Genomic DNA, 22,998 nt, shown 5'->3' with positions numbered 1-22,998 from the left:
TAAACTATTCTGTTGTATATCGGTTCAAGCACTGTGAAGTGCGTCGCTTTCGCTCGGCTTCCCTCACCGCTTAATCAATATAGCCGGAACAGAAGGAGGATGTCAAGCAGGTTGACCAAAAAAATTTCGGGATTTCTAGAGAGGTGGCATTAACTCTTGTGCAGTAGGCTTCCCAGGATTTTGGAATAGAGGGCTTGAGTAAGAAGCTCGGCAGTTTTCTTATCGTTTTCCTGGCAATAGGCGCTTGTATAGAGGGGGGCGCTGATGCGAATAATGATATTTGCGCGGGGTGAGGCAGTAGGAGAGTAGGAGAGCGAGATCGGCACGATCGGTACTTGCACCCTTCCACTCGCTTCCGCTTGCAGCACTAATCGAGCCAGTCCGGTTTTGAATTCTCGTAAGGGACGATCGCGCACGATTCCGCCTTCTGGAAAAATGACGAGTTTACACCCAGCACAAAGTAGGTCTACAGCACATCGCATACTAGAAATGCTAGGACGAGAAAGATTGACTGGAAATGCGCCAAGCCGCTCGATCAGCCAGCCTTGAATTCCTTCAAACTGGTTTGCGTTGGTCATAAATCTGAGGGGTTCCCGGCTAAGAAGTGAGAGAACAAGAGGGTCCCAACGGCTGGAGTGTTTAGAAGCCAAGATTAAGGGACCTTGTTTGGGTAGATACTCCCGTCCGTGGATTTTGATCGAGCCAAAGTAAAGTTTTAGAACTGCTCGATGAATTGGATAGAGCGACCAATAAAGCCAGGGTTCAACAGTAGCAAGGCTAAACACGATGTTATCGACCTATGAAATTAGATAAAGTTCGGACGGTGAGGACTTGGGGAGGGGTAGCATCGGGTGGATAGAGAAAATCAACCTCGACCGATCGAGTCGTGCTGGGTGGAAGCGTCAAATTCAGGAGAGAGCTACCTTTTTGACCTCGACGTTGAACGAGGTGAATGAAACGGGTTTTGGGAATGGAGCGTTCGTCAAGATAGCGAAGACGAACCGTGCCACGGAAGAAGATGCGGGGGTCGGGCGGGTTGAGAAATACAAGTTCATTGCGGCTGCGGTCTTGTTTGATTGGCGTTTCGATCGAGATTGAAACCGTTTGAGCTTGACGAGTTGTATTTCGCAGAGGCAGCGTCAGGTTGTAATGGGTTGCATAGTTTCCATTAGCGAGGTAAGCAGTATCAGGATAGCGGACGAGCATGGGCGCACTCTGGATTTGTCCTGTGGCAAATGTGCCTTGCTCAAGGGTACTGAGACCGTAAGAAAAGGCATGACCGGGACTTGGAATACTGAGATAATCTTTTCGGTTATCGGTGATCTGTGCTTTCCACTCGGAGCCTTTGGAGACACCTGCCACTCGGCCATAGGTAATGTTTGTCGTTTTGGAGTTAGGGGGAGTAGGGGGAATATCTCTAGGTCCTGCAACACCCGCATTGACAAGCAGATTCAGCCATTCTTCGATCGTAGGAACTCGCTCGGTGCGATTCGGATTCAGGGGAGCAAACATTGCCAGCGTGGCGACATAAACGGGCGCTTGACTAAAGAGGCGCATTAATGTGGAGCGACCATTAGAAGTTGGGGTGACTGTTCCTGCTGGAATGGGCAAGTTCATCAGCATTTGAGCCTGCTTTGGGGGAATGATCATGGCAGTTGGAAGGTTCGTCTGTCTACGTCCACGCAGTATATCGCCGACAACACGACTGCCAGGACCTGCAAAAACAGTTCCAACAGGATCTTCAACGTGAGGAGGAAGATCGATAAATAGAGCATCGGGACGAGTCAGGTAGGTCGCGGCTTGAGAGATATCTACTTGAACAGGTCGATCGTTGGGATTGTAGATCACGATACCTTGAAAGAGCGATCGGGTTTGGTTAGGATTACTGGCTCTAGAGATGTGATGAGCAAAGATATCAAATCTGCCATTAAAGGCGTAGTTTAGATGGGCTGAAGGAACACGCATCCCAGCAGAAGGAAAAGTCGAGAGCAAAATTCCTTCGGTTAAGACGACTTCAGGACTATTGCTATTAAAAACAGGAACATCATCCAGCTTGCCAGGAAGAGCGCGGATTTCTTGAGCTTCGACGAATTCTTGGGGTGGAACACTTTCTTGTAGAGGAAGTGTTTCCTGGTTTGTGGGTTGTGGAGAAACGATCGGAGCAGGAGAAACTGGAACCCTTGCAGAAAGCTGAGCAGGAGGTAAGAGGGGCAACATCAGGAACATGAGAAGACTATCAAACCGACTTGGATCAAAGTGAATATACAGCAGAAGTCAAAAATGGCACTCCTGATACTGCTCCATTTTGAACATTCTTTGCGTTAATGAAGCATAGAATTTGTCGCAAAGTCGTATCCTATGCCTTCCGTTATGGTGCAAAGTTGCTCTGAGATTAGGGATTCAATCGTTAAGCTGCGATCAATTCCAGGTATTTTCGGTTTTGTCCTAAGCATGAATTTTATCGGCTTGGGAGTATTATCTCAAGCTGCGGTTGCGGCTCCCAAAAACAGCGATTACTGCGAAGGTCGGTTAAACGAGGGTTGGCTAACTGGGTTTCATCTGTGTCAGTTTCCCAGCGGAAGCCGATTTCAGGGAAATCTACGGCAGCACAGACGAGAAGGTCCAGGGGTATTCATTTACCCAGATGGAACTCGGTGCGAAGGAAACTTTCAGGACAACTTGTTAAATGGTCGGGGTGTTTGTCAATTTGCTAGTGGTAATCGCTATGAGGGTGAATTTCGCCAAAATGCGCGAGAAGGGCGAGGAATTTTTGTTTATCGAGATGGGACGCGCTGCGAAGGAAGTTTTCGATCGAACGCATTGAATGGATTTGGGCGCTGTACCTTCCTAAGTGGAAATCGCTACGAGGGAACCTTTCAAAATAATGTTCGGCAAGGGCGCGGAGTATTTGTCTACGCGAATGGAACTCGATGCGAGGGCGAGTTTCGGCAGAACGCCCTGAATGGATTTGGAGTTTGTATGTATCCGAATGGCGATCGCTATGAGGGATCATTTCAGAACAATCAGCGAAATGGGCGCGGAACTTATATTTTTGCCGATGGCAGACGCTCGCAAGGAGCCTGGCGCAATGGCAATCCACCACAGGTTAGACCCGCTCGATCTAGAGCAAATCCTCGTCGGCAAGTGCAATCACCACAGCGCCGACGAGTGAGGTAATTCTAGTTTTTAATCAACCTCCAAGTCTGCGTCCAAGCTTGAGAGGATTGAATGATGCAGTAATGCCAAATTCTTCTGCAAACTCAAGAACACGGCAATGCGCCCTTCCGTCTCGGACAATCCCTGTGAGAATAATCGGTGAATTACCGCCTTGAAGGCTCATCTCGAACAGAGGGTATCCAACACTCGGTTGAACTTTATCCTGTAAATATTTCGGAGCAGTGTCTGAATTACCAATTAAGATACGGCGCTTACTGCTATCCCAGAAGTAGGACAAATTATAGAGCGTTAGTAACTCTCCGGCTCTAGCCCAGGATGATCCATTTTCATCGATCGAAACAGTTAGAGGTTTGCCATTCGCCTCGATCGTTTGATCGCTGACAAACTTCAGAGGTTTAGGGGCGGGGGAAGCACCTTGAAAGTATTTGAGAATTTTTTCTCGAAGAACGTCACCCCCATTCGTAGCACCTCTTCTGGACAACTGCAAGAAGTCCCAGCGCTCTCCCGTTCCTCCCCACATTAAAGGCCCGTAATTTTCATGCACAATCCATCCATCCCGATTAGAAGCGGCTTCAGCGTGGGTCATGATGGATTTAACATTGATGTCTTTTTCTGTCCAGTTCCAGCTTTTGGCAACTCGCGCCACTTCCTGGCACATGGCTTCGATTTGAGCATCAGTTGGTGGTAAGTCCCAAGGATCTTCTCCACCCATACAGGCACAGGAGATGCCAATTGAGTTATCGTTCCGTCTGTAAGTGTGACCGGACAAATCAATCGTATAGTCATGCAGGCGATGAATTCTGCCATTACCGGTCACAATCGTATGGTAATGATCTCTTACAACCCAGTCGTAATGGGTTGCAGTCCAGTGCAGATAAATTTTTGCTGACATATTGCACCTTAATGTGATTGAGCAAAGTGTAATGAGCAATGAAGCGTCTTTGTGCTATTCGTCTTTAGTTGGGAATGTGCCCAAACAGATACTTCAATCGATCGACCCGTTTTTCAGAAATATATAGACGACTTGAATACGGGCTGCTGATTTCGCAGGCTCTTCAAATAGCTTTTGTATAATACCTAACACGGAGAATAAGATTTTACTTTTAATAATGCATTTGATATAAGTTATGCACTTGAGACATGAAAAAGCTCGATCGCCTTGACGACCGAGCCTTGGAGCTACTCTCTCTTAAATCTGATAAAACTTTTAGTCAAACAATCCTTCAGTCACACCATCTCGGAGGCTTACAGATCCCCACCCCGGAGCGCCAACAAGAAGATTACAACTGGACCTGCCAGCATAACCATCGCAACCAAGGTCACTTGAACGAGCGCTTCAAAGTTAATGTCGTTCAGAAAGCTCAAAAACTCCATCTGTCCCCCCGTTTACCCTAAGCTCTATATAAAATTCGTGAAGCTTCGATACAGGTTATTTTATCGGTCGATCGCATCATTCTTAAGGAAGTTAACAAAACTCAACAAGACTCAAAGCTAGTAATAGAAAATTCATTGGCTCAGATTTTAGCTGGCTTTAGTTGTCGAATTGCTACATTGGGAGCTATACAAATGGGTGGCGTGCTAGAACACCAGGCGTTATGGAAATCTTGATTGTCGAAGACGAAGCGGAAATCGCTCAACTGATTCAACTCTACCTGGAAAAAGAGGGATTTTCATGTCGTACCTGTCGCGATGGAATCTCTGCTTTACAGATCTTCCAGGAGCAAAAGCCTGACCTGATTATTCTCGATTTGATGATTCCTGGACTCGATGGGTTAGAAGTTTGCGCTCGCGTTCGGCAAAAACCCGGAAGTAAAGACCCATTTATCCTGATGCTGACAGCAAAGGGCGAAGAACTCGATCGCATCATCGGATTATCGACAGGTGCAGATGATTATATGGTCAAGCCTTTTAGCCCCAAGGAATTAGTAGCGCGGGTTCGGGCGCTGCTGCGTCGCACCATGCGCCAAGGAGGACAATCACAGGTTTACCGCACTCAAAACTTCATTCTTGATGTGGATCAGCGATCAGCAGCACGGCAAAAGGACGATCGCACTGAGTCTTTGGATCTGACCACGCTAGAATTTGATCTGCTTTCCACCTTTATGAGTTATCCAGGGCGGGTCTGGAACCGAACTCAACTGATTGACAAGCTTTGGGGCAGCAATTTTTTTGGGGATGAGCGCGTTGTCGATACGCATATTGCACGATTGAGAAAAAAAATTGAACCTGACCCCGCAAATCCTACTTTTGTTAAGACGGTGATTGGGGTGGGTTATAGATTTGAAGACATCGCCACATGAGCAAGCCGAACCTCCGCACTCGCTTATTTCTGTCCCACATGATTGTGATGGTCGTGGGTCTGAGTACCCTAATAACGGTTGGCAAGATTTACACCCCTCGCTTATTTTTGGTGCATCTAGAACAATTGCAGGGCATTGATTTTAGCGTGGTGCGGATCAAGGGGCGACTGATCGATGGATTTGAATCAGCTTGGAGCCGGGGCGCATTTTGGTCGGTGGTGGTCGGGGGGACAACCGCGATCGGGCTGAGCTATTGGGTGTCAAAGCGAATCATGCAGCCTTTGATTCAGATGGAGCAAATTACGCAGCGCTTTGCGGCTGGACATTTAGAAGAGCGAGTGCCTGAGAACGAAATTCCCGAACTCAATCGACTAGCTGAAAGCTTTAACCGGATGGCGCAAGATCTTGAAGGAGTAGAGCAGCGTAGACGCGATCTAGTGGGAGATCTCACGCACGAACTTCGGACACCTTTAACGGTGGTCGAAGGCTATCTAGAAGGATTGGCGGACGGCACGATCGAGCCATCTCCTGACATTTATCAACGTCTTGTAAGAGAAACCGTGCGTTTGCGTCGCCTCGTCAATGATTTGCAAGAACTCTCAAAAGCAGAAGCAGGTTATCTACCGATTCATCTGCAACCGTTAGCAATTCGTCCGCTCCTGGTCGCGATCGTGCAGAAATTTTCTGATCAACTGATGGAGGATAGTCCCGCACTCAGCGTGGATTGTCCAGAGTCTTTGCCGCTTGCTTCAGCCGATCCAGAACGAGTCGAGCAAGTGTTAATCAATCTGGTTGGCAATGCTTTACGCTACACGCCGCAGGGCAGCATTACTCTTAGAGCTTGGACAGAACTGGAACGGATTTGGATTGCAGTCGAAGACACAGGACAGGGAATTAAGCCTGAAGATCTGCCTCATGTCTTTGAGCGGTTTTGGAGATCGGATCGATCGCGCGATCGCCATTCTGGTGGAACCGGCATCGGGCTTGCCATCTGTCGGCGGCTTGTGGAACTGCAAAAAGGCACGATTGAAGTAGAAAGCGAGGTTGGTAAAGGTAGTACATTTCGGTTCTCTCTGCCGATTGCGGCTGAAAAATCCAAGCTTCTATCGTTGCGAGAGTAGGGGGGTGTCACTGCTTCGAGATAGGAGAGACACGAGCTTGTCAAATGAGTTTCCTACAGTAGTAGAGTCAAATCCTTAACCCCTGTTATGCTTCCTATAGCTCTTGTTGTGTTAATCATTGGCGCAATTACGTTAGGGGGACTTGTCTTCATGGGCTACTTGTTCCCGCAGAGTCATCGCTCCTACTCTAACCGCAAACCCTAAATGACGCGACTGACTGCTGCTAGCCTCGATGGATCACCCATTAAACTCGGTAAGGTAACGCTCCAAGTTGCTCACGCCCCTGGAAAATCTCCGGCGATCGTCTTTGTGCACGGTGGTTTGGGCAGTCGCTTGAATTGGTGTTTGCAGTGGGATTATTTTCGATCGCAGGGACAAGAAATTCTCGCCTATGATTTGGCGGGACATGGACAATCAGGGCGGTATCAGCGCTATTCGATCGGACGGCATCGCCGCGATTTAACGCGACTGCTTCAGCATTTCAAGATTCATCGCCCGATTTTGTGCTGTCACAGCTACGGTGTTCCTGTCGGATTAGAGTGGGTGCGGCGATATGAAGCAACTGCGCTGATCGCCATCGGAGGGGGGACGCACAATCTTACGCCTTGGTGGGAGATTCCTCTAATTAAGTTCTTTGCGCTCGGTGGACATCATCTTTATCACTGGCAATTGGTTCAGGGATTGCTGCGATCACTGATGGTTTCAGAATCTAATGCAGCCTTAATAGAGTTTCACGATCGCAATCAGGTTCCGAGTGATGCTCATCCTTACGAAGCGATCGAAGCGTTTTGGGGCTATGACGCGCAGCATCATCCGTTGAAGTGCCCCGTTACGGTGATTACAGGCAGCGATGACCCGATGTTTCCACCCACGATGGGACATCAGTGGTTAGCGAATTTGCTTCATGATCAACCTCGAAGCCAGCACATTACAGTTTCAAACGTCGGGCATTTAGTGATGGCAGAAGCTCCTGAAGTTGTAAATCAAGCGATTTCAGATTGGATTCATACAGATGTGCAACCATGACTCAATTTTTGCCACAAGAAAGCCAAGGCTTCAACCTTGGCAGCAGTGACTTGAGGTAACTAGAGGAGAAACAAGATTAGTCGATCGCGTCTTTCACAGCATCATTCAGCGATTTGCGAGCTTCTTTGGCTTTGAACTTGGTATCTTCACCTGCACCAGCAACGCTGTTACCGACGTTATCTGAAACGTTTCCAGCGCCCTGTTGAATGCGCTCACCTAATTCTTTCGTTTTTTCAACTGCCCGTTCACCGGATGCGCTGATGCGATCGCCAACTTTTTTCGCTTCTTCTTTGGCGTTGTTTGCACGACTGTTTACAGCATTACCCAAGGTGTCCTTTGTCCGCTCAGCCGCATAACCAGGATTTTTGTAGAGTTCAGCGTTGCGAGGTTCTGCCTTCGTCGGATCGTTACTGGTGATGTTGCGTTTTGCGTTGTCAACCAGGGATTTTGCCTTATCCGTTGGAATTTGTCCAGGAGGCGTATCGCTAAAATTGTTCATTCCGCCTTCATAGGGCTGAGTTTGTCCAACTGGATGCGAACCACCATCATCCATTTGAGCTTTAGGCGTTTTCGCTTGAGCGGCATTGCTGCAAGCGGTATTCAATAACAACATCACGCCTGCAAAAAACACGATCGCAATTTGTTTTAAGCGGGTCGCTTTGATAAAGGATGCAATTTTCTTCATAAGAATCTCCATTGAAGTTAAATCATGAAAGTTGAAATACTACTTTTCGATCGCGGGATTCATTTTGCTTTCGGGGCGCTGATTGGCAGCATTTGCCGTGTCTTTGAGAAACGCTGAAGCATCTTGTACCGATTGACCTGCTCTTTCAAGCACTTTCGAGCTTGGGTCAGCACGATCGATCATCGGCTGTTTCTCATTCGGCAAAGGCGGCAATGAGGTTTGTTGAACGGCTCCAACGTCAGGGTTCTTCGAGTTAGAGACATCCGACCCTTTGTAAATCATGTCTGAGCCATTGGTATTCACGCCGAGATCGGCTACGAAAAGAGGCGTTGCGCTACTGTAAGCAGTATTTAGGGTCAGAACAAGCGCGATCGCAACGGTCGCTAAAAGCTGTCCAATATTTTTGAGTCGTTTTAGCTGCAAACGAATCAGTTTCATTCCTGCGCTCCTTTTTGTGTCGAACGGAAGTCAATTCCGCTTATGTTTGTCAAATCAGCAAGCAGGGTTTCAGAGGTAAAGGCTGAAACTCTAGCAATTCAGTTTATTGATGCGTCTCAAACATACATATCTGACTTGAATTTCTACCTCTAACGCAAGTCACATTCGCGCTAGTAGGGAGGTCGATTTCTTTCTGTCTTCAGAAGGATTACGCTAAGAAGGGCGATTCATTCAAGAACTCATGCAGCGTTTTCGGGCGAAATGGTTTAAATCCACACTCCGCTGGCTTATTCTCACTGCGGTTGTTTTCTTTTTATTTCAATCGCTGCAAAAACACTGGCAAGAAGTTACGAAATTGCGGATCGATGGCAGGGGGATTGCTTGCCTTGCGATTGCGATCGGGGTGACGCTATTCGCTCACATTTTCGCAGGCTATGTTTGGAGTTGGATTTTAGGCGTTTTGTCTTATCGAGTTTCTGGCAGTTGGGGTGCACAAACGTATCTCAAAACTAATATTGCAAAATACTTGCCAGGAAATGTTTGGCATTTCTATGGGCGCATTAATGCAGCGAAACAAATTGGAATTCCGATCGCGCCTGCAACGCTGAGCATTCTACTTGAGTCGCTTCTGATGGCTGGAGCCGCTTGCTTCTTTGCAATGGTGAGATTTCACTCAGCAATTTGGCTGCAATGCGCGGTCGTGATTGTGATATTGATTGCCATTCATCCGGTCTTTCTCAATGTTGCGCTGAAGCAGGTGAGCAAACTGAAGCAATCAACGGGCTTGATTCAGCTTGATCGATACCCGTTGTTATCGCTTCTAGGTGAATTAGGATTTTTGGGATTGCGATCGGTTGGATTTATTTTGACGTTTCTAGCGCTGCGATCGATATCTAGTGCAGAACTACCGTTATTATTCAGTGGGTTTGCTTGGGCGTGGCTCCTTGGATTTATCATTCCGGGTTTGCCAGGGGGGATTGGTGTGTTTGAAGCGATCGCCGTGGCGATATTTAGCCAAGCCTTTCCAAGCGCCCAAGTGCTTGCAGTTGTCGCGCTCTATCGATTCGTGAATACTTTGGCTGAGGCGATGGGAGCCGGACTTGCCGCGATCGACGAGCGATGGTCAAGATGATTCATCAGATTTCAGAGCATGGCGAATAATTGGTTTCATTTGAGAAAAAATTCGATAGTGATCGGGATTGATCGAAGTTTGGGGGAGCGCTGCCTGAGTTTGCTGCATATTTACGAGGTTGTACTGTACGTTTTCAGCGTGAATTGCAAACGTCACATTGAAGATTTCTAAGAAGTTAATAATCCAGCTACACTCTTGCTCCGGCAACTCATCATAATATCGGATTAAGATCGCAATCTGTGCCTCAAGATGCGATCTTGAAGCGCTACAAATGAGAACCAACTTTAACAGAACAATAACTAACGTCATGGAATTGCCTTGTGCCAGCAAAGCAACGAAAAGCGGTGAGGGATCTTGGCGGTTTTCAGTCGTTAATACCTCGATTAGACGATTACAAGTTCTCAAAACGAGAGCATCTGTTAATGGTAAGAAATCGTAATCTATGTACAGTGAATCGAGCTTTTCAGCTAATTTGGATTGAAGCATGACCGCAAAGCTACTATGCTGATCGACTGAAAAAATCAGATACTTCTGAAGGCTTTGTTTAAATTCTCTGTAGTTCAGAGTTTGAATCTGATTAATAAAAATATTGGCTAGGTTTTCGTAGCTGAATTGCCCTCGTTTTGCAACGATCGCTTTAACCAGCATCAAAACGTTATCCCCTAAAGCGGTCGGATTTTCGGGTGTCTTTCCGGGTACTACCGCAGATTGAGATTTTGCAATATACATTGCTAAATCAAACTTAAATCGGTCTTTTAACTGCCTGGAAAGCGCCCGTGCTGCTTCTCGCTGCTCAATGGGATTATTGCTTTCAACATATTGTGGAACCAATAAGTAAGAGATGTAACGATTAATCCATTTTTTCTGCCGATTCTCATTTCGAGTGGCAAAGAGTTTTAGATCTTCGTAATCCTTACTATTAATAAAATTCTGAATCCAGCTTTCTAAATGCTTAAGATTTGAATTAGCGAGTTGAGATTGAGCTTCAAACTCCTGAAAAGATTGGATAAGAGATTGGATTGCAGTATAGTGCCGTGTAGCATCCCAGTTATTAACTAGGATATAGCAGCAGCGCTTTAGGGCATTTCTAAATTCAATTTCGTTCTGTTGAGCAATAAGCTGCTCGATCGCGTGAGAAACTCTAGAACCTGCGAAATCGCCATTGCAGAGAAATAAACGCTTAAATTCTAGTAAAACTTCTTCTGGAAACCATTGCCTCACAACTTCCAGAAAGAACTGATAAAGCGTTTCTTGAGCCTGCTGAATTTTTGGTGATGTAGTCAATCGATTCAGTTGATGGCTAGAAACTATTTCATCGTCAAACTGATCGATTGTCCCCGCTTGCTCTCCGCTTCCCGAATTACGATCAGGTGAACCTGATGTTTTACTCATGACTCTAGCACCATAACGAACGAGACCCATTCGCGCAAACTCAGGTAGAACCTCTAGGTGATACTGCGAATTCAGCGCCTCTTGCTTCAGTTTGCCCACTACCTACAGATGAGCAAACAATCGCCGCGATCGTTCAACTTCCGTCAAAAAGCTCCACATGCGAAGCACTGCGATTCTCGTTCACCATTCTTTCGCGATCGGAGTGCGGTCAGAATAAGACCAGCCGCCGCAATAAAGTTCTCATAAAGAGGATATGGGTTTGCAAAGTTCAGTTGTATTCTGCTAGGTGCAGGGTGCTTCTACCTCAATCCGATTACCCATCGTCAGAGGACATAAGGGATGAAAACAGCACTCATTGCAGGACTGATTCTAACGATCGTCGCAACCCAAGCAAAAGCACAGACAAAGGAGACCGCTACGGGCTTTTCGCCAATCGCAACTTTCAAGCACCCATCCTGACAGGCAAGCTCCGCAACTACTCACCCGAAGGAATGCCCCATAACTTACCGAACTTCATCTTTTTAGGGGATAACACGACCTCAGCCAATGGGTCGGTCAGAATCACGCGAGTCGATTTAAGCCGGAGTGCAATTCCATTTTCCCCGATCGCAGCTCGTGCCCGCATCACCTCTACTCCAACGGCTGCCCCAGAACCCGTCACAATACTGGGTTCAGGAGCCGCGATCACAATTGCGGGAATATTACAACGGAAACGTCGCTGATTGATTAGAATTCCTAATCACAATGAACAGTGGAAGCAACGATCGCAGATCTGTCAAACCATAGACAAACTGTAATAATCTAGATACTGCGCGGAAAATGGAAGGGAGTTTTCGGTTATGGCAAAAGCGGTTGGAATGGTAGAAGTGCGCGGATTGCCGCCTGCGCTGGCTGTTGCCGATGTCATGGTTAAAGCCGCACGAGTTACGCTCGTTGAAATGGAAAAAGTCAGCGGGGCATACGTGACGATCGTCGTGCGGGGCGATGTATCAGAGGTGAAGATTTCTGTCGAAGCAGGACTGGAAGCAGCGAAAAAGATGCACTCCTACAAGGAAGGTGACAAGCTCTTCTTGTCATCGCACTATATTCCGCGTCCAGATGACAACTTAATGGTGGTTTTACCAATCGACTACAGCGATCGCACGGACGAATTCAATCGCGTCTAAGAATCGGAAAAGGCTATACTCCTGTTGATTTCCTTTTTCGTTCTTTCATGTCTCTGGCAAATCTTACACAGGCTGACCTTGAGGGTTGGGTTGCTCAAGCGCGGCAATTGACGCTTCAAGGACGCTTGCCAGACTATATTCCTCAATTGGCGCAGGTTGATGCTCAACTCTTAGCGGTGCAAACGATCGGCGATCAGAATTTGATTGCAGGCGATTTGGCTCAGCCCTTTGTGCTAATGAGCGTGGTAAAGCCGTTTTTGCTCTTGTTTTTGCTAGAGCAAGTCGGGATTGAGCGCGTGTTTCAGCAGGTGGGAACACAGCCATCAGATCAGCCCTTTCATTCGATCGCACAACTCAAGCTCGATGAGGGGCACCCTCGCAATCCAATGATTAATAGTGGCGCGATCGCGCTAACTGGATTAATGCCAAAAGCCTCTGGAACCGCGAGATGTGAAGCCTTTCGTCAATGGTTGAATAATCTGGCATACACAGAATTTAGGCTGGATGAGAAAGCATTGGATTCGGTGCGTTCGCTGCCTAATCAAACCAATCGGACGATCGCGGATCTTCTGGCGCAGCGCCAGTTAATCGATCGTGTCGATATTGCGATCGATACTTATAACCAAATCTGTTGCTTGTCGGGCACGATCGCGGACTTGGCAAAATTAGGCCTATTGTTAGCCAAACCGCACGATCGAATCTTTCCAGTCCACCAACAAATCGTGTCAGCGTTGATGTTGACTTGTGGATTATATGAGGCATCAAGCGCCTTTGCCGTAACCGTGGGATTGCCGATGAAATCTGGAGTCAGTGGAGCGCTACTAGCGATCGTTCCGAAGCAAGGCGCGATCGCCTGTTACAGCCCCGCGATCGATCCCGTAGGAAATTCGGTTGCAGGAATATTTTTGATCGAAAAGCTGTCTCAAGAATTGGGATTGAGTGTGTTTAGGTAATGAACTTTCTGAAGTGACTTTCTGAAGTGAAAGACGCGATCGATTGCGTCTTTCGCGTCATCCCCAATGCGCTATGATTTGTCCTGTTCAAACGGCGCTAAATCATGAAGTTACGAACAGTGACAGCAACTCGCTATGTCACGCCGCTGCGCGAAGGTGGATCGCTGCCTGCGATCGTCGAAGCCGATGATGATGGAATGTATGTGTTGAAGTTTCGGGGCGCGGGTCAGGGAGCGAAATCTCTGATTGCGGAATTGATGGTCGGTGAGATGGCTCGATCGATCGGACTTCCGGTTCCTGAGATTGTTTTTATTGATCTCAATCCTGACCTTGCCCGCACAGAACCTGATCCCGAAATTCAAGATCTCATCCGCGCCAGTGCCGGTCTGAATTTAGCGCTGGACTATCTTCCGGGTTCAATCACGTTTGATCCAGTCGCCGGAACAGCAGATGCAGAACTCGCTTCGAGAATTGTCTGGCTTGATGCGTATGCAACCAATGTCGATCGCACCGCTCGTAATGCCAATATGCTCGTTTGGCACCGCAATCTCTGGCTGATTGATCATGGTGCCGCACTTTACTTTCATCACACCTGGACAAACTATCTTCAGCGCAGCAAAGATCGATTTCCTGCAATCAAAGATCATGTGCTGCTGCGGTTTGCGACGGAACTAGAAGCGGTAGACTCAAAAATGTCTGAACAACTCACACCGCAGGTGATTGAATCGCTGGTCAATCTCATCCCGGAGTCGTGGCTCGTTGAGAACACTCCGTTTTCGCAGCCTGATGAGCATCGATCGGCCTACATTGAGTACCTATACGCTCGATTAGAGCAACCCCGTCATTTCTTAGAGGAGGCTATCCGTGCCCGACCGCTTGCCCTATGATTATGCGATCGTTCGCGTTGTTCCCAAAGTAGAGCGAGAAGAGTTTGTTAATGTTGGCGTGATTGTCTCTTGTCCAACCCGCAAATTGCTACAAGCGCGAATGGAACTCGATGAAAGTCGGGTCATTGCTCTCGATTCGACGATCGATCTTGAATTGGTGCGCCAGCATCTTGCCGCGATTCCAACGATTTGCGCGGGTGGCAAGCAAGCAGGAGCGATCGGGCAGCTTCCACAACGAGAGCGATTCCATTGGTTAGTTGCACCCCGCAGTACGATCATTCAAACTTCACGAGTTCACACCGGACTGTGTGAGGACTTAACCGCAGTTCTCGAAGATTTGCTGAATAAGATGGTGCGTCCTGCCCGGACAGATACGATCGTTGTACCTGCCCGGATAGAATCAGTTAGTTCATGATGTGAGTGTTGGTGCTGAAGTAGTAGAACGCCGCTAAAAGTACGATCGACAGCACGCCAATTAATGTACTGGTGAGAAGAACTGCTGAGGACTTCTTACCTTCTGTGGATTCAGTATTGGATTTCATAACAGTATTTCCTTGAATAATTTAGTCTACCGAATTAAACATAGAGCGCGACAGATCATACTCAAAGTCCCCCAGAATGGGGGATTTAGGGGGCGAGAATCTGTCGCATCCACAAATCAATTTGGTATCATTATTTTGGACAGAACAATCTCAGAGAAAATCCAGCTTTAGAGTTAAATCATCTTTGATATTTTGTAATCTCTCTGCATCCGAAGATTAAGAATAATCAGTAAAACCGAGGAATTACGGGAGAAAGCCTTAATGAGATCATCAGTTCGCAGTACCATCAGAGTCAAACGCTTCTCCAAGGTGGGTTTATGGTACTCAAGTACGCTTATTTTCCCGGTTGTGTGGCGCAGGGAGCCTGTCGCGAGTTAGATCAATCTACCAAAGCGGTGGCACGATCGCTCGGCATCGAACTGATTGAACTGAAAAAAGCTTCCTGCTGTGGATCGGGAACGTTTAAGGAAGATTCGCAACTGCTCGAAGATACCGTGAACGCTAGAAATATCACATTAGCAGAAGAATTGAACTTACCCTTGTTAACGCATTGCAGCACTTGTCAAGGTGTGATCGGGCACGTTGATGAACGGTTGAAATCGGCAGAGCCGGACTATTTGAATCAAGTTAACGGCTTTCTGAAAAAAGAAGGGTGTTCGCCCTACAAAGGCACAAGCGAAGTAAAACATCTTCTGTGGGCATTAGTTAGCGATTACGGATTAGAGGCGATCGCCGCCAAAGTCACACACAGACTTTCCGGTCTAAAGTGCGCGGCTTTCTACGGCTGCTACCTCTTGCGCGCACAGAATCACCCCTACGATGATCCGTTTAATCCGAAATCAATGGAAAATCTGTTTGAGGCGATCGGAGCCACTCCGGTTTACTATCGCGGACGGACTCAGTGCTGCGGCTGGCCCTTGGCGAGCTATGCCACTGAGCAATCTTTCAAAATGGCAGGAACCCATATCGAAGAAGCGATCGCGGCTGGAGCCGATTGTCTGGTCACACCTTGCCCCCTGTGCCACCTGAATTTAGATTCTCGCCAGCCGGAAGTGGAGCAAATGACCGGAAAAACACTCGGCTTACCTGTGCTGCATCTGTCGCAACTCGTCGCACTCGCGATCGGCGTTTCACCCCAAGAATTAGGACTCGATCGGCATATTGTTTCCACACAACCCGTACTGGCAAAATTAGGACGATAGAAAAATCTGACGTTGCTGAATGAAAGCATGAATCCGTCATGCTTCGCAAGGAGAGCAGGCTTGCAAATTCGTTAGTCTTCGCTAAGCTTCACGAACCCTCTGCATCTGAGGTTCCCGACATACAGCGCGTTTACGCAATTTTTCAATTGCTGCGATCGCGTGTTGATGCTTGAGTAGATCGCTCTGCATCGAGAACAGCCAAGCCGCTTTTTTCAAGTCTCGCATCGCGCCTGTTTGATCGTTCAGAGCAGTGCGAGCTAAACCACGATGAAAATAAGCAATCGGATTTTGATTCTCGATCGCCAGCAAAGCAGTAAATCCCTCGATCGCACTGACATAATCACCTAATTCAAACTGAATTAGAGCGCGATTGTTGCAAGCGATCCTGTGATGTGGATCCAGTGCAATCACTGTCGAGTAATCTTTGATTGCACCTCGCCGATCGCCCAGTTCATACAAGGTCATTGCTCGATTGAGATAAGCGATCGTGCTGTCGGTTTCTAACTTTGGATGATCAAAGCGATCAATTAATCCCTGAATCACCACAGCGTTTTGAGTCCGAAGCCCGATCGCCATTTCTGGAAAAGCGCTGCTTGCTGTTGCAACGGGCTGGAGTCCCAAGATGCTGTAGGTCGAATCGCAAACCAAGAAGTTTTCGCGAGTTCCCAAGACCTTGAAGCGAAATTGAGTCGGATAGCTGCGCTTGAGCTGCGTGAGTTGACTGAGAATGCTTTTCAGAAAGGGATTAGATGTACGATCGTAGATATAACGGGCTTGTTGTGCAGACGCTTCATCGCCCAAATGCCCCCAGCCCAAATCCAGCACTCCACCTCGATCGAGAAAAGCTTGAAACTGCTGCAACAATTCATCGTCTAGCGTTGCACGATCGGGATAAGGAAATACTACAATCAAGCGCGATCGTGCCTGAGCGATCGCTTCTTTCAGCACAGTCCGCATCTGCTCAAACGGATCAATACTTGGTGTTAGATTAAGCATCAATTCGTAGTCCGACTTTGTAGAAGATTGAGCCGTAGAAGATTGAGCTAATGTTGCAAGCTGACTTTCCGTAATCTCTAAGCGTGAGGTCAAATACTTAATCTGAGTTTGTAAAGCACTGGCATCGAGCATCGTAGGCAGATGACTCATTCGTTCTACAAGCTGCTTTTGGTGGCGATCGATCTGCTGAGCCTGATCCTGCACACTGCTAAATTGTTCTTGCAACTGATTGAAATGCTCATTAAGCATCGTTTGGATTTCATTCTGCAACTCGGCTAAATTTGCACCTGTATTAAGGCGCTCTTCGAGTTGTGCCACTGTAGCTTGCAACTTCTCGATCTGACTTGTTGATGCAGCGGGATGTCCGTTCACCACCCAAGAAGACAAGGTATCGATCTGCTTTCGCATGATCGTATTCACCGATCGCAAGGGTGCAACAGTCTGCTCTAGACTTTGATGTTGGTTGCGAATCTTCTCAATCTCAGCCATCAATTTCGCCAGATCCCGTCGCGTCACTAGCTCTCCTACAACTTTCACCAAGCCATCGACCTCTTGCTTTAGAGCAATGCCATCAAACGGTTGAGGTAAGTTATTCAAACGACGATGAATCTGATAAAGCTCATCTTGAAGCACACGCGGAATGCCCTGCTTCTGGCTGGCTACAACTTCCGAAATCTTTGTCTGCAACTGCACCACTTCATGCCGCAATTGAGCGATCGCGCTTTCTGCGGTTTCCACTCGGTTGGTTGTCGCCACTTGGTCTAGGTACTGCAAGATCGTGGCGAGCGCCTCTGAAAGCTGGGAGTATTTTGTGTTGAACTGCGCTAGTTCTTGTTCAAGCTGGTTAGACTTGTGCTGCTCGATCTTACTGAGCCGTTGAGAAGCATCGCGCTGTAGTTGTGCGATCGAAGTGTCGTGTCGCTGCTGAATTGTTTTGCGAAGGTTAGCAAGATCAACATAGTTCGGACGAGTGCGGACTTGTAGATTTAATTCCTTAATGTCATTAGAAAAGCGCTGATCAAGCTGTGCAATGCTTGTTTTTGCGGTTTCTAACGTCTCTTGGTCAAGCCGGGAGCGATTAATTAAATTCAGCAGCAACAAACAAGAGACAGGAGCAGCGGTGAATGCGAATTGCTGAGACGCGATCGCGGCGACCGACCCAACTCCCGACCCAATCAGTGCAAAATATTCAACCCAATTGAGCCATTTTGTATTGTTCATGTTGCCCCTGAATCCTACAAGTCACTGAGTAATAAAAGCTACATTGCTTGCTGTTTGTCTCTACAGTTGTACGATCGTGGAATCAGGAAATTCACTCCAAAAAATTCTTTATGTCTGATCTGAAAGCGCTAATCTTTGATGTTGATGGTACGCTAGCCGATACCGAACGCGACGGGCACCGGATTGCTTTTAATCGCGCCTTTGCGGATTTCGGGCTGAATTGGGATTGGTCGATCGATCTCTACGGGCAATTGCTCGAAGTCGCAGGCGGCAGAGAGCGGATTCAGCAATATGTAGAAACCCACAAAGCAGAAGTGCCAAAGGGCGAAGATCTCCAAGAATTTACAGCCAAACTTCACGCTGCAAAAACCGAGCATTATCAGGAATTAGTCAAAGAGGGCATCATTCCACTGCGTCTAGGCGTAAAGCGATTGATCGAAGAAGCAAGACAGGCGGGGATAAGACTGGCGATCGCCACCACCAGCCGACCGGAGAACGTGGTAGCACTACTCGAAACCGAACTCGCACCCGATAGCCCCAACTGGTTTGAAGTGATCGGGGCAGGCGACATGGTTGAACACAAGAAGCCTGCACCGGATGTCTACTTCTATGTGTTGGAGAAGTTAAATTTGAGGGCAGCGGATTGTATTGCGATCGAAGACTCCTACCAGGGATTACAAGCCTCACTCGCTGCCGGAATTAAGACCGTCGTGACGCTTAACGACTATACGCGATCGCAAGACTTCAGCGGAGCCGCGATCGTCGTCGATCAGCTAGGGGAACCTGATCAGCCTTTGAAAGTTCTGCAAGGACAGATGGGACAACCTTATCTTGATCTAGCCGCCTTGAGAATCTTATGAATTTACGAATCCTCCCTGCCGCGATCGGTCTTTTGATTGCGATGCCCGCTTTTGCCGAACGACTTGAGCTAAAAAATCCAGCTTGGAAAGAAGTTCCCAACACTCAGTTCGACGGAACCGCCTACGTGAACGTCAATGGCATTCAAAAAGCAGGGAGTAACGTGATTTATGAAGTTGTGAATGCAGAGGCAGCTTATTCCCAAGTCGAAATGAACTGTAAGATGCAACGGTTTCGTACCATAAAAATGGGATATTTTGAATCACGATCGCGAATCAATTATAAAGTCGTAAACGATCCCTGGATCAAACCCGAAACAGCTTACCATAAAGCACTCGCAGCCTTTGTTTGCCGCTTGAAGTAGATGTCTAAGTACCAGCAGATTTACAACGTTGTCCGTCAAATTCCCTATGGGCAAGTTGCCACTTATGGACAAGTTGCCGAACTTGCAGGACTGCCCAGACAAGCGCGTTTAGTCGGATATGCGCTCTTTCGCGCCACCGATCCGAATCTAGCAGTCCCTTGGCATCGTGTGATTAATGCTAAGGGCGAAATCTCGATGTCGCCGCTCCGAGAAGGCATGGACTACATTCAGCGATCGCTGCTCGAATCCGAGGGGATCGAGTTCGATCGCAACGGTAAACTCAGTCTGACGCGCCATCGCTGGCAGCCGGATCTCACTCAGTTTGGTTAAAAATTTCTAGCACTCGCTGACAAAACGCTTTGAGTCTTGCCTCCGCTTCGGGTGCAGGTTGGCTCTCTCCTTCAAACATCCAATGCTGCACCGTTGAAAATTGCCATTGCTTGCCCTTGTGGTCAAATCCGGCGGCTTCAATCCCGATCGCTCGTCGATCCTGGGTTTCTGTATCAAAGTGAAAGCGAATCTGGATCAACGCACTGCGACACTGAAACGATCGACTCCGCCCCGGAAAGTGAAAGCCAAGATCGATCGACTCTGGATCAATCCATTCGCGGGTATCTGGATCATTTGCCCAAGGCTTGAGATCCACACGCGCATCAGGAAAATCAGTTTTTATCAGGTTGGTGACGGTGGCGATTTTGCTGGCAAGTTCTAAACTGGTCGCTTGTTCGGCTGCATTCACGATCGCACGGCTCCGAATCGAGTGATATAAAACGTCACGATGTTATCTTTCCATCATATGGATTGCCCCACTCTGAAGCAGTACGACTTGATACGAAAGAATTTTTTTGACAAAACTTCGGAGGTTGATGTTATATTACTTAAAGCGATGCGATGGGGCGTCGCCAAGCGGTAAGGCACCGGGTTTTGGTCCCGGCATTCCTAGGTTCGAATCCTAGCGCCCCAGTTTTTCTCACTTAAAATATTAATCCGTGCTGGAGTTAAAGATTTGCTTCACCACCTCCCAGCGCGAACAATCCCAGTAGTCGATGTGCGATGAAATCAGCCCATCGGGATTCACCTTTAATTCACTTCTACCTGAAATTGCCATTCTCGGCTTCCACGGCAACGGTGCATTCCAGCTCAGCGTCCAGCGCATCTTAATTTCATCGCCGACCTGCTCGATCGCGTGCAAATCCATTCGCACATTCAGAAACGCCGTCCCAATAAACTTGATCATGGCGCGATAGCGATCGACTCCCTCAAACCGATTCATCGGATCTTGAAAAAACACATCCGATGCATACAGGCTGTAAGTCTGATCGGCTGGGAACCGTGCATAATCCTGACGCAATTGTTCGACTAAATTCACGGCTCCACCTCATCCCACAGTCGTCTCAATTGTCGTTGCCAAGCATCCATTGTCTGAGAGCGAGACTGCGCCCCCATCGCTAAGTCTCCCATAATTCCTTCTTGGTAGAAGCGATCGAGCGTTTGCATGGTTGCTTCTAAAGATTGTCCTTGCCGCTTTGCCACTTGTACAATCTGGCGAATCCGCTTTTCAACAAAGGTATTAAACACTTCATCCAATCCTTGCTGCTGCACCGCAATCAGCCGCTGCAGCGCAGCCTGTAAATCTGCGATCGACAAATCCGCCAGTGAATGCTGAAACACAGTCCACAGTACCCCCTGATGCAAGGCATAGCGGGTTTCCTGGGTCAAATCAAAGTTTGCTTCTAAAAGCTGTTCCCAATAGGGTTCGGCATCCTGGGCAGGCGCGATCGGCAGTAGCGCCCGCAACCAGGTTTGATCCTCAGATAACAAGATTAATAATCGAAACTGCGGCGTTTCAACCTGAAACGATCCCACAGCTAGCGCCTGAGCTTGCTCTCCAAAGAGACTCGTGAGCATTGCAGACAATTCATCCAAAGTCATATCAATTACAGATAAATAGTTAGAGGGCGAACTAACATCCTTCTTCTCTAATGTAATCGCAACCATAAAAAAAACCTGACCAATTGCTGATCAGGGTGGAAGGGAGAACTCAATAGAAGGATGAAACACTCGGTTTTATCATCATCCTTCGTGCTTTGACTGGTCTATGCCAGCCATTCTTCGATCGCTTCTTCTTTCGTGTTGGTGCGGCGTGCAGGCGTTTCGCGCTCAAACTTCATGTGAATCTCGCGATTTTGTTCGCCATCTGCCGCCACTGCCATGATCGGGAAGTCGATTAACCCATCCTGGAACGACATCTGGAAGCGGAAGGTTCCATCCGGGTTGAGTTTGATCGGACGACCGCCGATCGTCACCGTGGCATCGGGTTCTGTTGCCCCGTAAACGATCAGTTCCGCATCGGCAATCAGCCAGAACTTACGCGGACGAATAGGTGGTGCCGAAGCCGAGAAGCCAACACCGGACATCGTTAGACCCGATACTGTTGGCATTGCCCACATTCCCACACCCGACGGGAACACATAAGAGCTAATCGCCTCAAGGTGCGGTGCGGCGGCAGAGTGCTGCATCGAACCATAGAGCGATCCTGCAATCCGCATCGCTTCAGTGGTTTGCGCCATGCCAAAGATCTGATCGTAAATCGGGTTGCCTTGGACTCCACCGTTAACGCCTGCAACTGCAGTTTTCTGGCTGGGGGGAACCAGTTCTGCAAAGGTCTTGCCGCGCAGATCTTCTTCCCAAGCCAAGGTAATGAAGTGATCTTCAATCCAGTCAGAGGGATAAACCGGAGGTACTCGCACCGGAGCCGATCGCGCTAGTACCAGCCAGCGCCCGTCTGCTGATCGGTAACCGATTTCAATCGCGTAATCACGATCGCTCACCGGAACAGGTAAATACCATTCCCGCGCCATCTCATCGCAGGGATATTCTTGGACGCTATGGGGGCTTTGGTAATCCAGGTTGATCTCCGTCACGTCATACACGCGCAGCGCTAACTGTTGTCCACCTTGACGACGGAGTTCTTGCTTGTGCTCGTTTGGAATATCCCAATACGCATATGCCCACTGCGGATCACGAGGCATAAGCACGACTCGGCTTTCTCCGTATCCTTCTGGGAGATCAATCAAGTCGGCATCTACTGTTGATAGCACGTTTGCCGTGATCACAGTTTCTAATTGAGGGTCATCTTGTCCAACGTCGAATTTAGTTGCTTCCACGGCTTCCTGTGCCTCTAAGGTGCGTGATGGGGTAGGGGAAAATCGTGTCCGTTCAATCTCCTGAATCGATGCAAGCAGTTGATCTTTTCGCATCCGGCTATAGCGTGATACGCCATATTCACTGGCAACTCGACGTAGTTGACGCAGCGTCATTTCAGTGAGAGGGGGACGTTCTGTAGCCATATCACTTCTCCGTGATTTATGTTTCAGTCCGTTCTCAAGCGCTCAGGCATCTTCTTGATCGCAGATTGCGGTCAGGGGATCACCCAATTCAGAGAAACTGGAGGTTGGGGATCAAAAGATGTTTCATATAGTGCAGGAAACCCTCTAATCGATCAAGGGGTGGGAGCGCTTGATTTAACGGCTTTTTA

Annotated in this window: 28 protein-coding genes and 1 tRNA gene; 15 read left to right on the top strand and 14 right to left on the bottom strand. The window is 48.0% G+C overall.

The genetic code is table 11. The features are described 5' to 3' along the window. Positions 1-149: 149 nt before the first annotated feature. Together NC981_RS23975 and NC981_RS23970 are read right to left on the bottom strand one after the other, a co-directional pair. Positions 150-785 carry a lysophospholipid acyltransferase family protein gene (locus NC981_RS23975; protein ID WP_348245339.1) on the bottom strand — a complete coding sequence of 212 codons (636 nt, stop codon included), beginning with the start codon at positions 783-785 and terminating at the stop codon, positions 150-152. Between the two features lie 4 nt (positions 786-789). Further along, the gene (locus NC981_RS23970; RefSeq protein ID WP_348245338.1) at positions 790-2,226 is read right to left on the bottom strand and encodes a DUF3370 domain-containing protein; all 1,437 of its coding nucleotides are present in this window, start codon (positions 2,224-2,226) and stop codon (positions 790-792) included. Positions 2,227-2,451: 225 nt separating this feature from the next. On the opposite strand from NC981_RS23970, the gene NC981_RS23965 reads away from it, so the two are divergent. Beyond that, positions 2,452-3,177: a membrane-binding protein gene (locus NC981_RS23965; RefSeq protein ID WP_348245337.1), complete on the top strand. Its 726-nt coding sequence runs from the start codon at positions 2,452-2,454 to the stop codon at positions 3,175-3,177. Between the two features lie 13 nt (positions 3,178-3,190). Here NC981_RS23965 and NC981_RS23960 read toward each other — a convergent pair whose 3' ends face one another. Both NC981_RS23960 and NC981_RS23955 read right to left on the bottom strand, forming a co-directional pair. Then, positions 3,191-4,069 carry an N-acetylmuramoyl-L-alanine amidase gene (locus NC981_RS23960; protein WP_348245336.1) on the bottom strand — a complete coding sequence of 293 codons (879 nt, stop codon included), beginning with the start codon at positions 4,067-4,069 and terminating at the stop codon, positions 3,191-3,193. A gap of 353 nt (positions 4,070-4,422) precedes the next feature. Then, on the bottom strand, positions 4,423-4,551 hold the full coding sequence (locus NC981_RS23955) for a photosystem II reaction center protein Ycf12 (RefSeq protein WP_190379387.1): 129 nt from the start codon (positions 4,549-4,551) through the stop codon (positions 4,423-4,425). A 221-nt stretch (positions 4,552-4,772) separates the two neighbouring features. Here NC981_RS23955 and NC981_RS23950 point away from each other — a divergent pair, with 221 nt between their 5' ends. The 3 genes from NC981_RS23950 to NC981_RS23940 all read left to right on the top strand — a co-directional run bounded on the left by NC981_RS23950 (position 4,773) and on the right by NC981_RS23940 (position 7,624). Continuing rightward, positions 4,773-5,477 carry a response regulator transcription factor gene (locus NC981_RS23950; protein WP_348245335.1) on the top strand — a complete coding sequence of 235 codons (705 nt, stop codon included), beginning with the start codon at positions 4,773-4,775 and terminating at the stop codon, positions 5,475-5,477. Continuing rightward, positions 5,474-6,598 (top strand): HAMP domain-containing sensor histidine kinase, encoded by a 1,125-nt coding sequence (locus NC981_RS23945; RefSeq protein ID WP_348245334.1) that lies wholly within the window; start codon positions 5,474-5,476, stop codon positions 6,596-6,598. Before NC981_RS23950 ends, NC981_RS23945 begins: the two co-directional genes overlap by 4 nt. Positions 6,599-6,802: 204 nt before the next feature. Beyond that, the gene (locus tag NC981_RS23940; protein WP_348245333.1) at positions 6,803-7,624 is read left to right on the top strand and encodes an alpha/beta hydrolase; all 822 of its coding nucleotides are present in this window, start codon (positions 6,803-6,805) and stop codon (positions 7,622-7,624) included. A gap of 76 nt (positions 7,625-7,700) precedes the next feature. Here NC981_RS23940 and NC981_RS23935 read toward each other — a convergent pair whose 3' ends face one another. Further along, positions 7,701-8,309, bottom strand: a complete 609-nt coding sequence (locus NC981_RS23935; protein WP_190379383.1) for a DUF6658 family protein — start codon at positions 8,307-8,309, stop codon at positions 7,701-7,703. Between the two features lie 39 nt (positions 8,310-8,348). Beyond that, the gene (locus NC981_RS23930; protein WP_348245332.1) at positions 8,349-8,747 is read right to left on the bottom strand and encodes a hypothetical protein; all 399 of its coding nucleotides are present in this window, start codon (positions 8,745-8,747) and stop codon (positions 8,349-8,351) included. Between the two features lie 241 nt (positions 8,748-8,988). Between NC981_RS23930 and NC981_RS23925 the strand changes: the two genes are divergently transcribed. Beyond that, a complete protein-coding gene (locus NC981_RS23925) occupies positions 8,989-9,879 on the top strand; it encodes a UPF0104 family protein (RefSeq protein ID WP_348245331.1) in 891 nt (296 codons plus the stop codon). On the opposite strand, the gene NC981_RS23920 is transcribed toward NC981_RS23925, so the two are convergent. Continuing rightward, complete coding sequence (locus tag NC981_RS23920; protein ID WP_348245330.1) at positions 9,871-11,271, bottom strand: hypothetical protein; 1,401 nt, start codon at positions 11,269-11,271, stop codon at positions 9,871-9,873. The genes NC981_RS23925 and NC981_RS23920 overlap by 9 nt on opposite strands. Before the next feature lie 475 nt (positions 11,272-11,746). After that, on the bottom strand, positions 11,747-11,959 hold the full coding sequence (locus NC981_RS23915) for a hypothetical protein (RefSeq protein ID WP_348245342.1): 213 nt from the start codon (positions 11,957-11,959) through the stop codon (positions 11,747-11,749). On the opposite strand from NC981_RS23915, the gene NC981_RS23910 reads away from it, so the two are divergent. From NC981_RS23910 to NC981_RS23890, 5 genes are all read left to right on the top strand, one after another. Beyond that, complete coding sequence (locus NC981_RS23910; protein ID WP_348245341.1) at positions 11,934-11,993, top strand: hypothetical protein; 60 nt, start codon at positions 11,934-11,936, stop codon at positions 11,991-11,993. The two genes, NC981_RS23915 and NC981_RS23910, sit on opposite strands and share 26 nt — an antisense overlap. A 117-nt stretch (positions 11,994-12,110) precedes the next feature. Further along, positions 12,111-12,437 carry a carbon dioxide-concentrating mechanism protein CcmK gene (locus NC981_RS23905; protein WP_190379378.1) on the top strand — a complete coding sequence of 109 codons (327 nt, stop codon included), beginning with the start codon at positions 12,111-12,113 and terminating at the stop codon, positions 12,435-12,437. A 47-nt stretch (positions 12,438-12,484) separates the two neighbouring features. After that, entirely contained in the window at positions 12,485-13,390 is a 906-nt protein-coding gene (locus NC981_RS23900; RefSeq protein ID WP_348245329.1) for a glutaminase, read from the top strand. A 104-nt stretch (positions 13,391-13,494) separates the two neighbouring features. Further along, positions 13,495-14,277 carry a HipA family kinase gene (locus NC981_RS23895; protein ID WP_348245328.1) on the top strand — a complete coding sequence of 261 codons (783 nt, stop codon included), beginning with the start codon at positions 13,495-13,497 and terminating at the stop codon, positions 14,275-14,277. Then, a complete protein-coding gene (locus tag NC981_RS23890; RefSeq protein ID WP_348245327.1) occupies positions 14,255-14,692 on the top strand; it encodes a DUF3037 domain-containing protein in 438 nt (145 codons plus the stop codon). The genes NC981_RS23895 and NC981_RS23890 overlap by 23 nt, the downstream gene beginning before the upstream one ends. Here the strand turns inward: NC981_RS23890 and NC981_RS23885 are convergent. Then, the gene (locus NC981_RS23885) at positions 14,682-14,819 is read right to left on the bottom strand and encodes a hypothetical protein (RefSeq protein ID WP_190379374.1); all 138 of its coding nucleotides are present in this window, start codon (positions 14,817-14,819) and stop codon (positions 14,682-14,684) included. The genes NC981_RS23890 and NC981_RS23885 overlap by 11 nt on opposite strands. 317 nt (positions 14,820-15,136) lie before the next feature. Between NC981_RS23885 and NC981_RS23880 the strand changes: the two genes are divergently transcribed. Further along, entirely contained in the window at positions 15,137-16,021 is an 885-nt protein-coding gene (locus NC981_RS23880; RefSeq protein ID WP_348245326.1) for a CoB--CoM heterodisulfide reductase iron-sulfur subunit B family protein, read from the top strand. An 81-nt stretch (positions 16,022-16,102) separates the two neighbouring features. Here the strand turns inward: NC981_RS23880 and NC981_RS23875 are convergent, their stop codons facing one another. Further along, positions 16,103-18,238: a tetratricopeptide repeat protein gene (locus NC981_RS23875; RefSeq protein WP_348245325.1), complete on the bottom strand. Its 2,136-nt coding sequence runs from the start codon at positions 18,236-18,238 to the stop codon at positions 16,103-16,105. 110 nt (positions 18,239-18,348) lie between these two features. Here NC981_RS23875 and NC981_RS23870 point away from each other — a divergent pair, with 110 nt between their 5' ends. Genes NC981_RS23870 through NC981_RS23860 form a run of 3 tightly spaced genes read left to right on the top strand, consistent with a single transcriptional unit; the run spans position 18,349 to position 19,790 of the window. After that, on the top strand, positions 18,349-19,098 hold the full coding sequence (locus tag NC981_RS23870; protein WP_348245324.1) for an HAD family hydrolase: 750 nt from the start codon (positions 18,349-18,351) through the stop codon (positions 19,096-19,098). Next, a complete protein-coding gene (locus NC981_RS23865) occupies positions 19,095-19,460 on the top strand; it encodes a hypothetical protein (protein ID WP_348245323.1) in 366 nt (121 codons plus the stop codon). Before NC981_RS23870 ends, NC981_RS23865 begins: the two co-directional genes overlap by 4 nt. After that, positions 19,461-19,790: a methylated-DNA--[protein]-cysteine S-methyltransferase gene (locus NC981_RS23860; protein WP_348245322.1), complete on the top strand. Its 330-nt coding sequence runs from the start codon at positions 19,461-19,463 to the stop codon at positions 19,788-19,790. Here the strand turns inward: NC981_RS23860 and NC981_RS23855 are convergent. Continuing rightward, positions 19,774-20,199 carry a hypothetical protein gene (locus tag NC981_RS23855; RefSeq protein ID WP_348245321.1) on the bottom strand — a complete coding sequence of 142 codons (426 nt, stop codon included), beginning with the start codon at positions 20,197-20,199 and terminating at the stop codon, positions 19,774-19,776. The two genes, NC981_RS23860 and NC981_RS23855, sit on opposite strands and share 17 nt — an antisense overlap. A 153-nt stretch (positions 20,200-20,352) precedes the next feature. On the opposite strand from NC981_RS23855, the gene NC981_RS23850 reads away from it, so the two are divergent. Beyond that, positions 20,353-20,424: transfer RNA gene (locus NC981_RS23850), tRNA-Gln, on the top strand. An 18-nt stretch (positions 20,425-20,442) separates the two neighbouring features. Here NC981_RS23850 and NC981_RS23845 read toward each other — a convergent pair. From NC981_RS23845 to NC981_RS23835, 3 genes are all read right to left on the bottom strand, one after another. Beyond that, the gene (locus NC981_RS23845; RefSeq protein ID WP_348245320.1) at positions 20,443-20,829 is read right to left on the bottom strand and encodes a DUF2358 domain-containing protein; all 387 of its coding nucleotides are present in this window, start codon (positions 20,827-20,829) and stop codon (positions 20,443-20,445) included. Continuing rightward, positions 20,826-21,392 carry a type III secretion system chaperone gene (locus NC981_RS23840; protein ID WP_348245340.1) on the bottom strand — a complete coding sequence of 189 codons (567 nt, stop codon included), beginning with the start codon at positions 21,390-21,392 and terminating at the stop codon, positions 20,826-20,828. The genes NC981_RS23845 and NC981_RS23840 overlap by 4 nt, the downstream gene beginning before the upstream one ends. 164 nt (positions 21,393-21,556) lie before the next feature. Next, a complete protein-coding gene (locus tag NC981_RS23835) occupies positions 21,557-22,810 on the bottom strand; it encodes a DUF4912 domain-containing protein (protein ID WP_348245319.1) in 1,254 nt (417 codons plus the stop codon). Between the last annotated feature and the right edge of the window lie 188 nt (positions 22,811-22,998).

The organism is Leptolyngbya sp. DQ-M1, from assembly GCF_039962505.1.
Lineage (GTDB): Bacteria > Cyanobacteriota > Cyanobacteriia > Leptolyngbyales > Leptolyngbyaceae > Leptolyngbya.
Note: the sequence above shows the minus strand (reverse complement) of the source record. Positions and strands in the feature narration are given on the sequence as shown.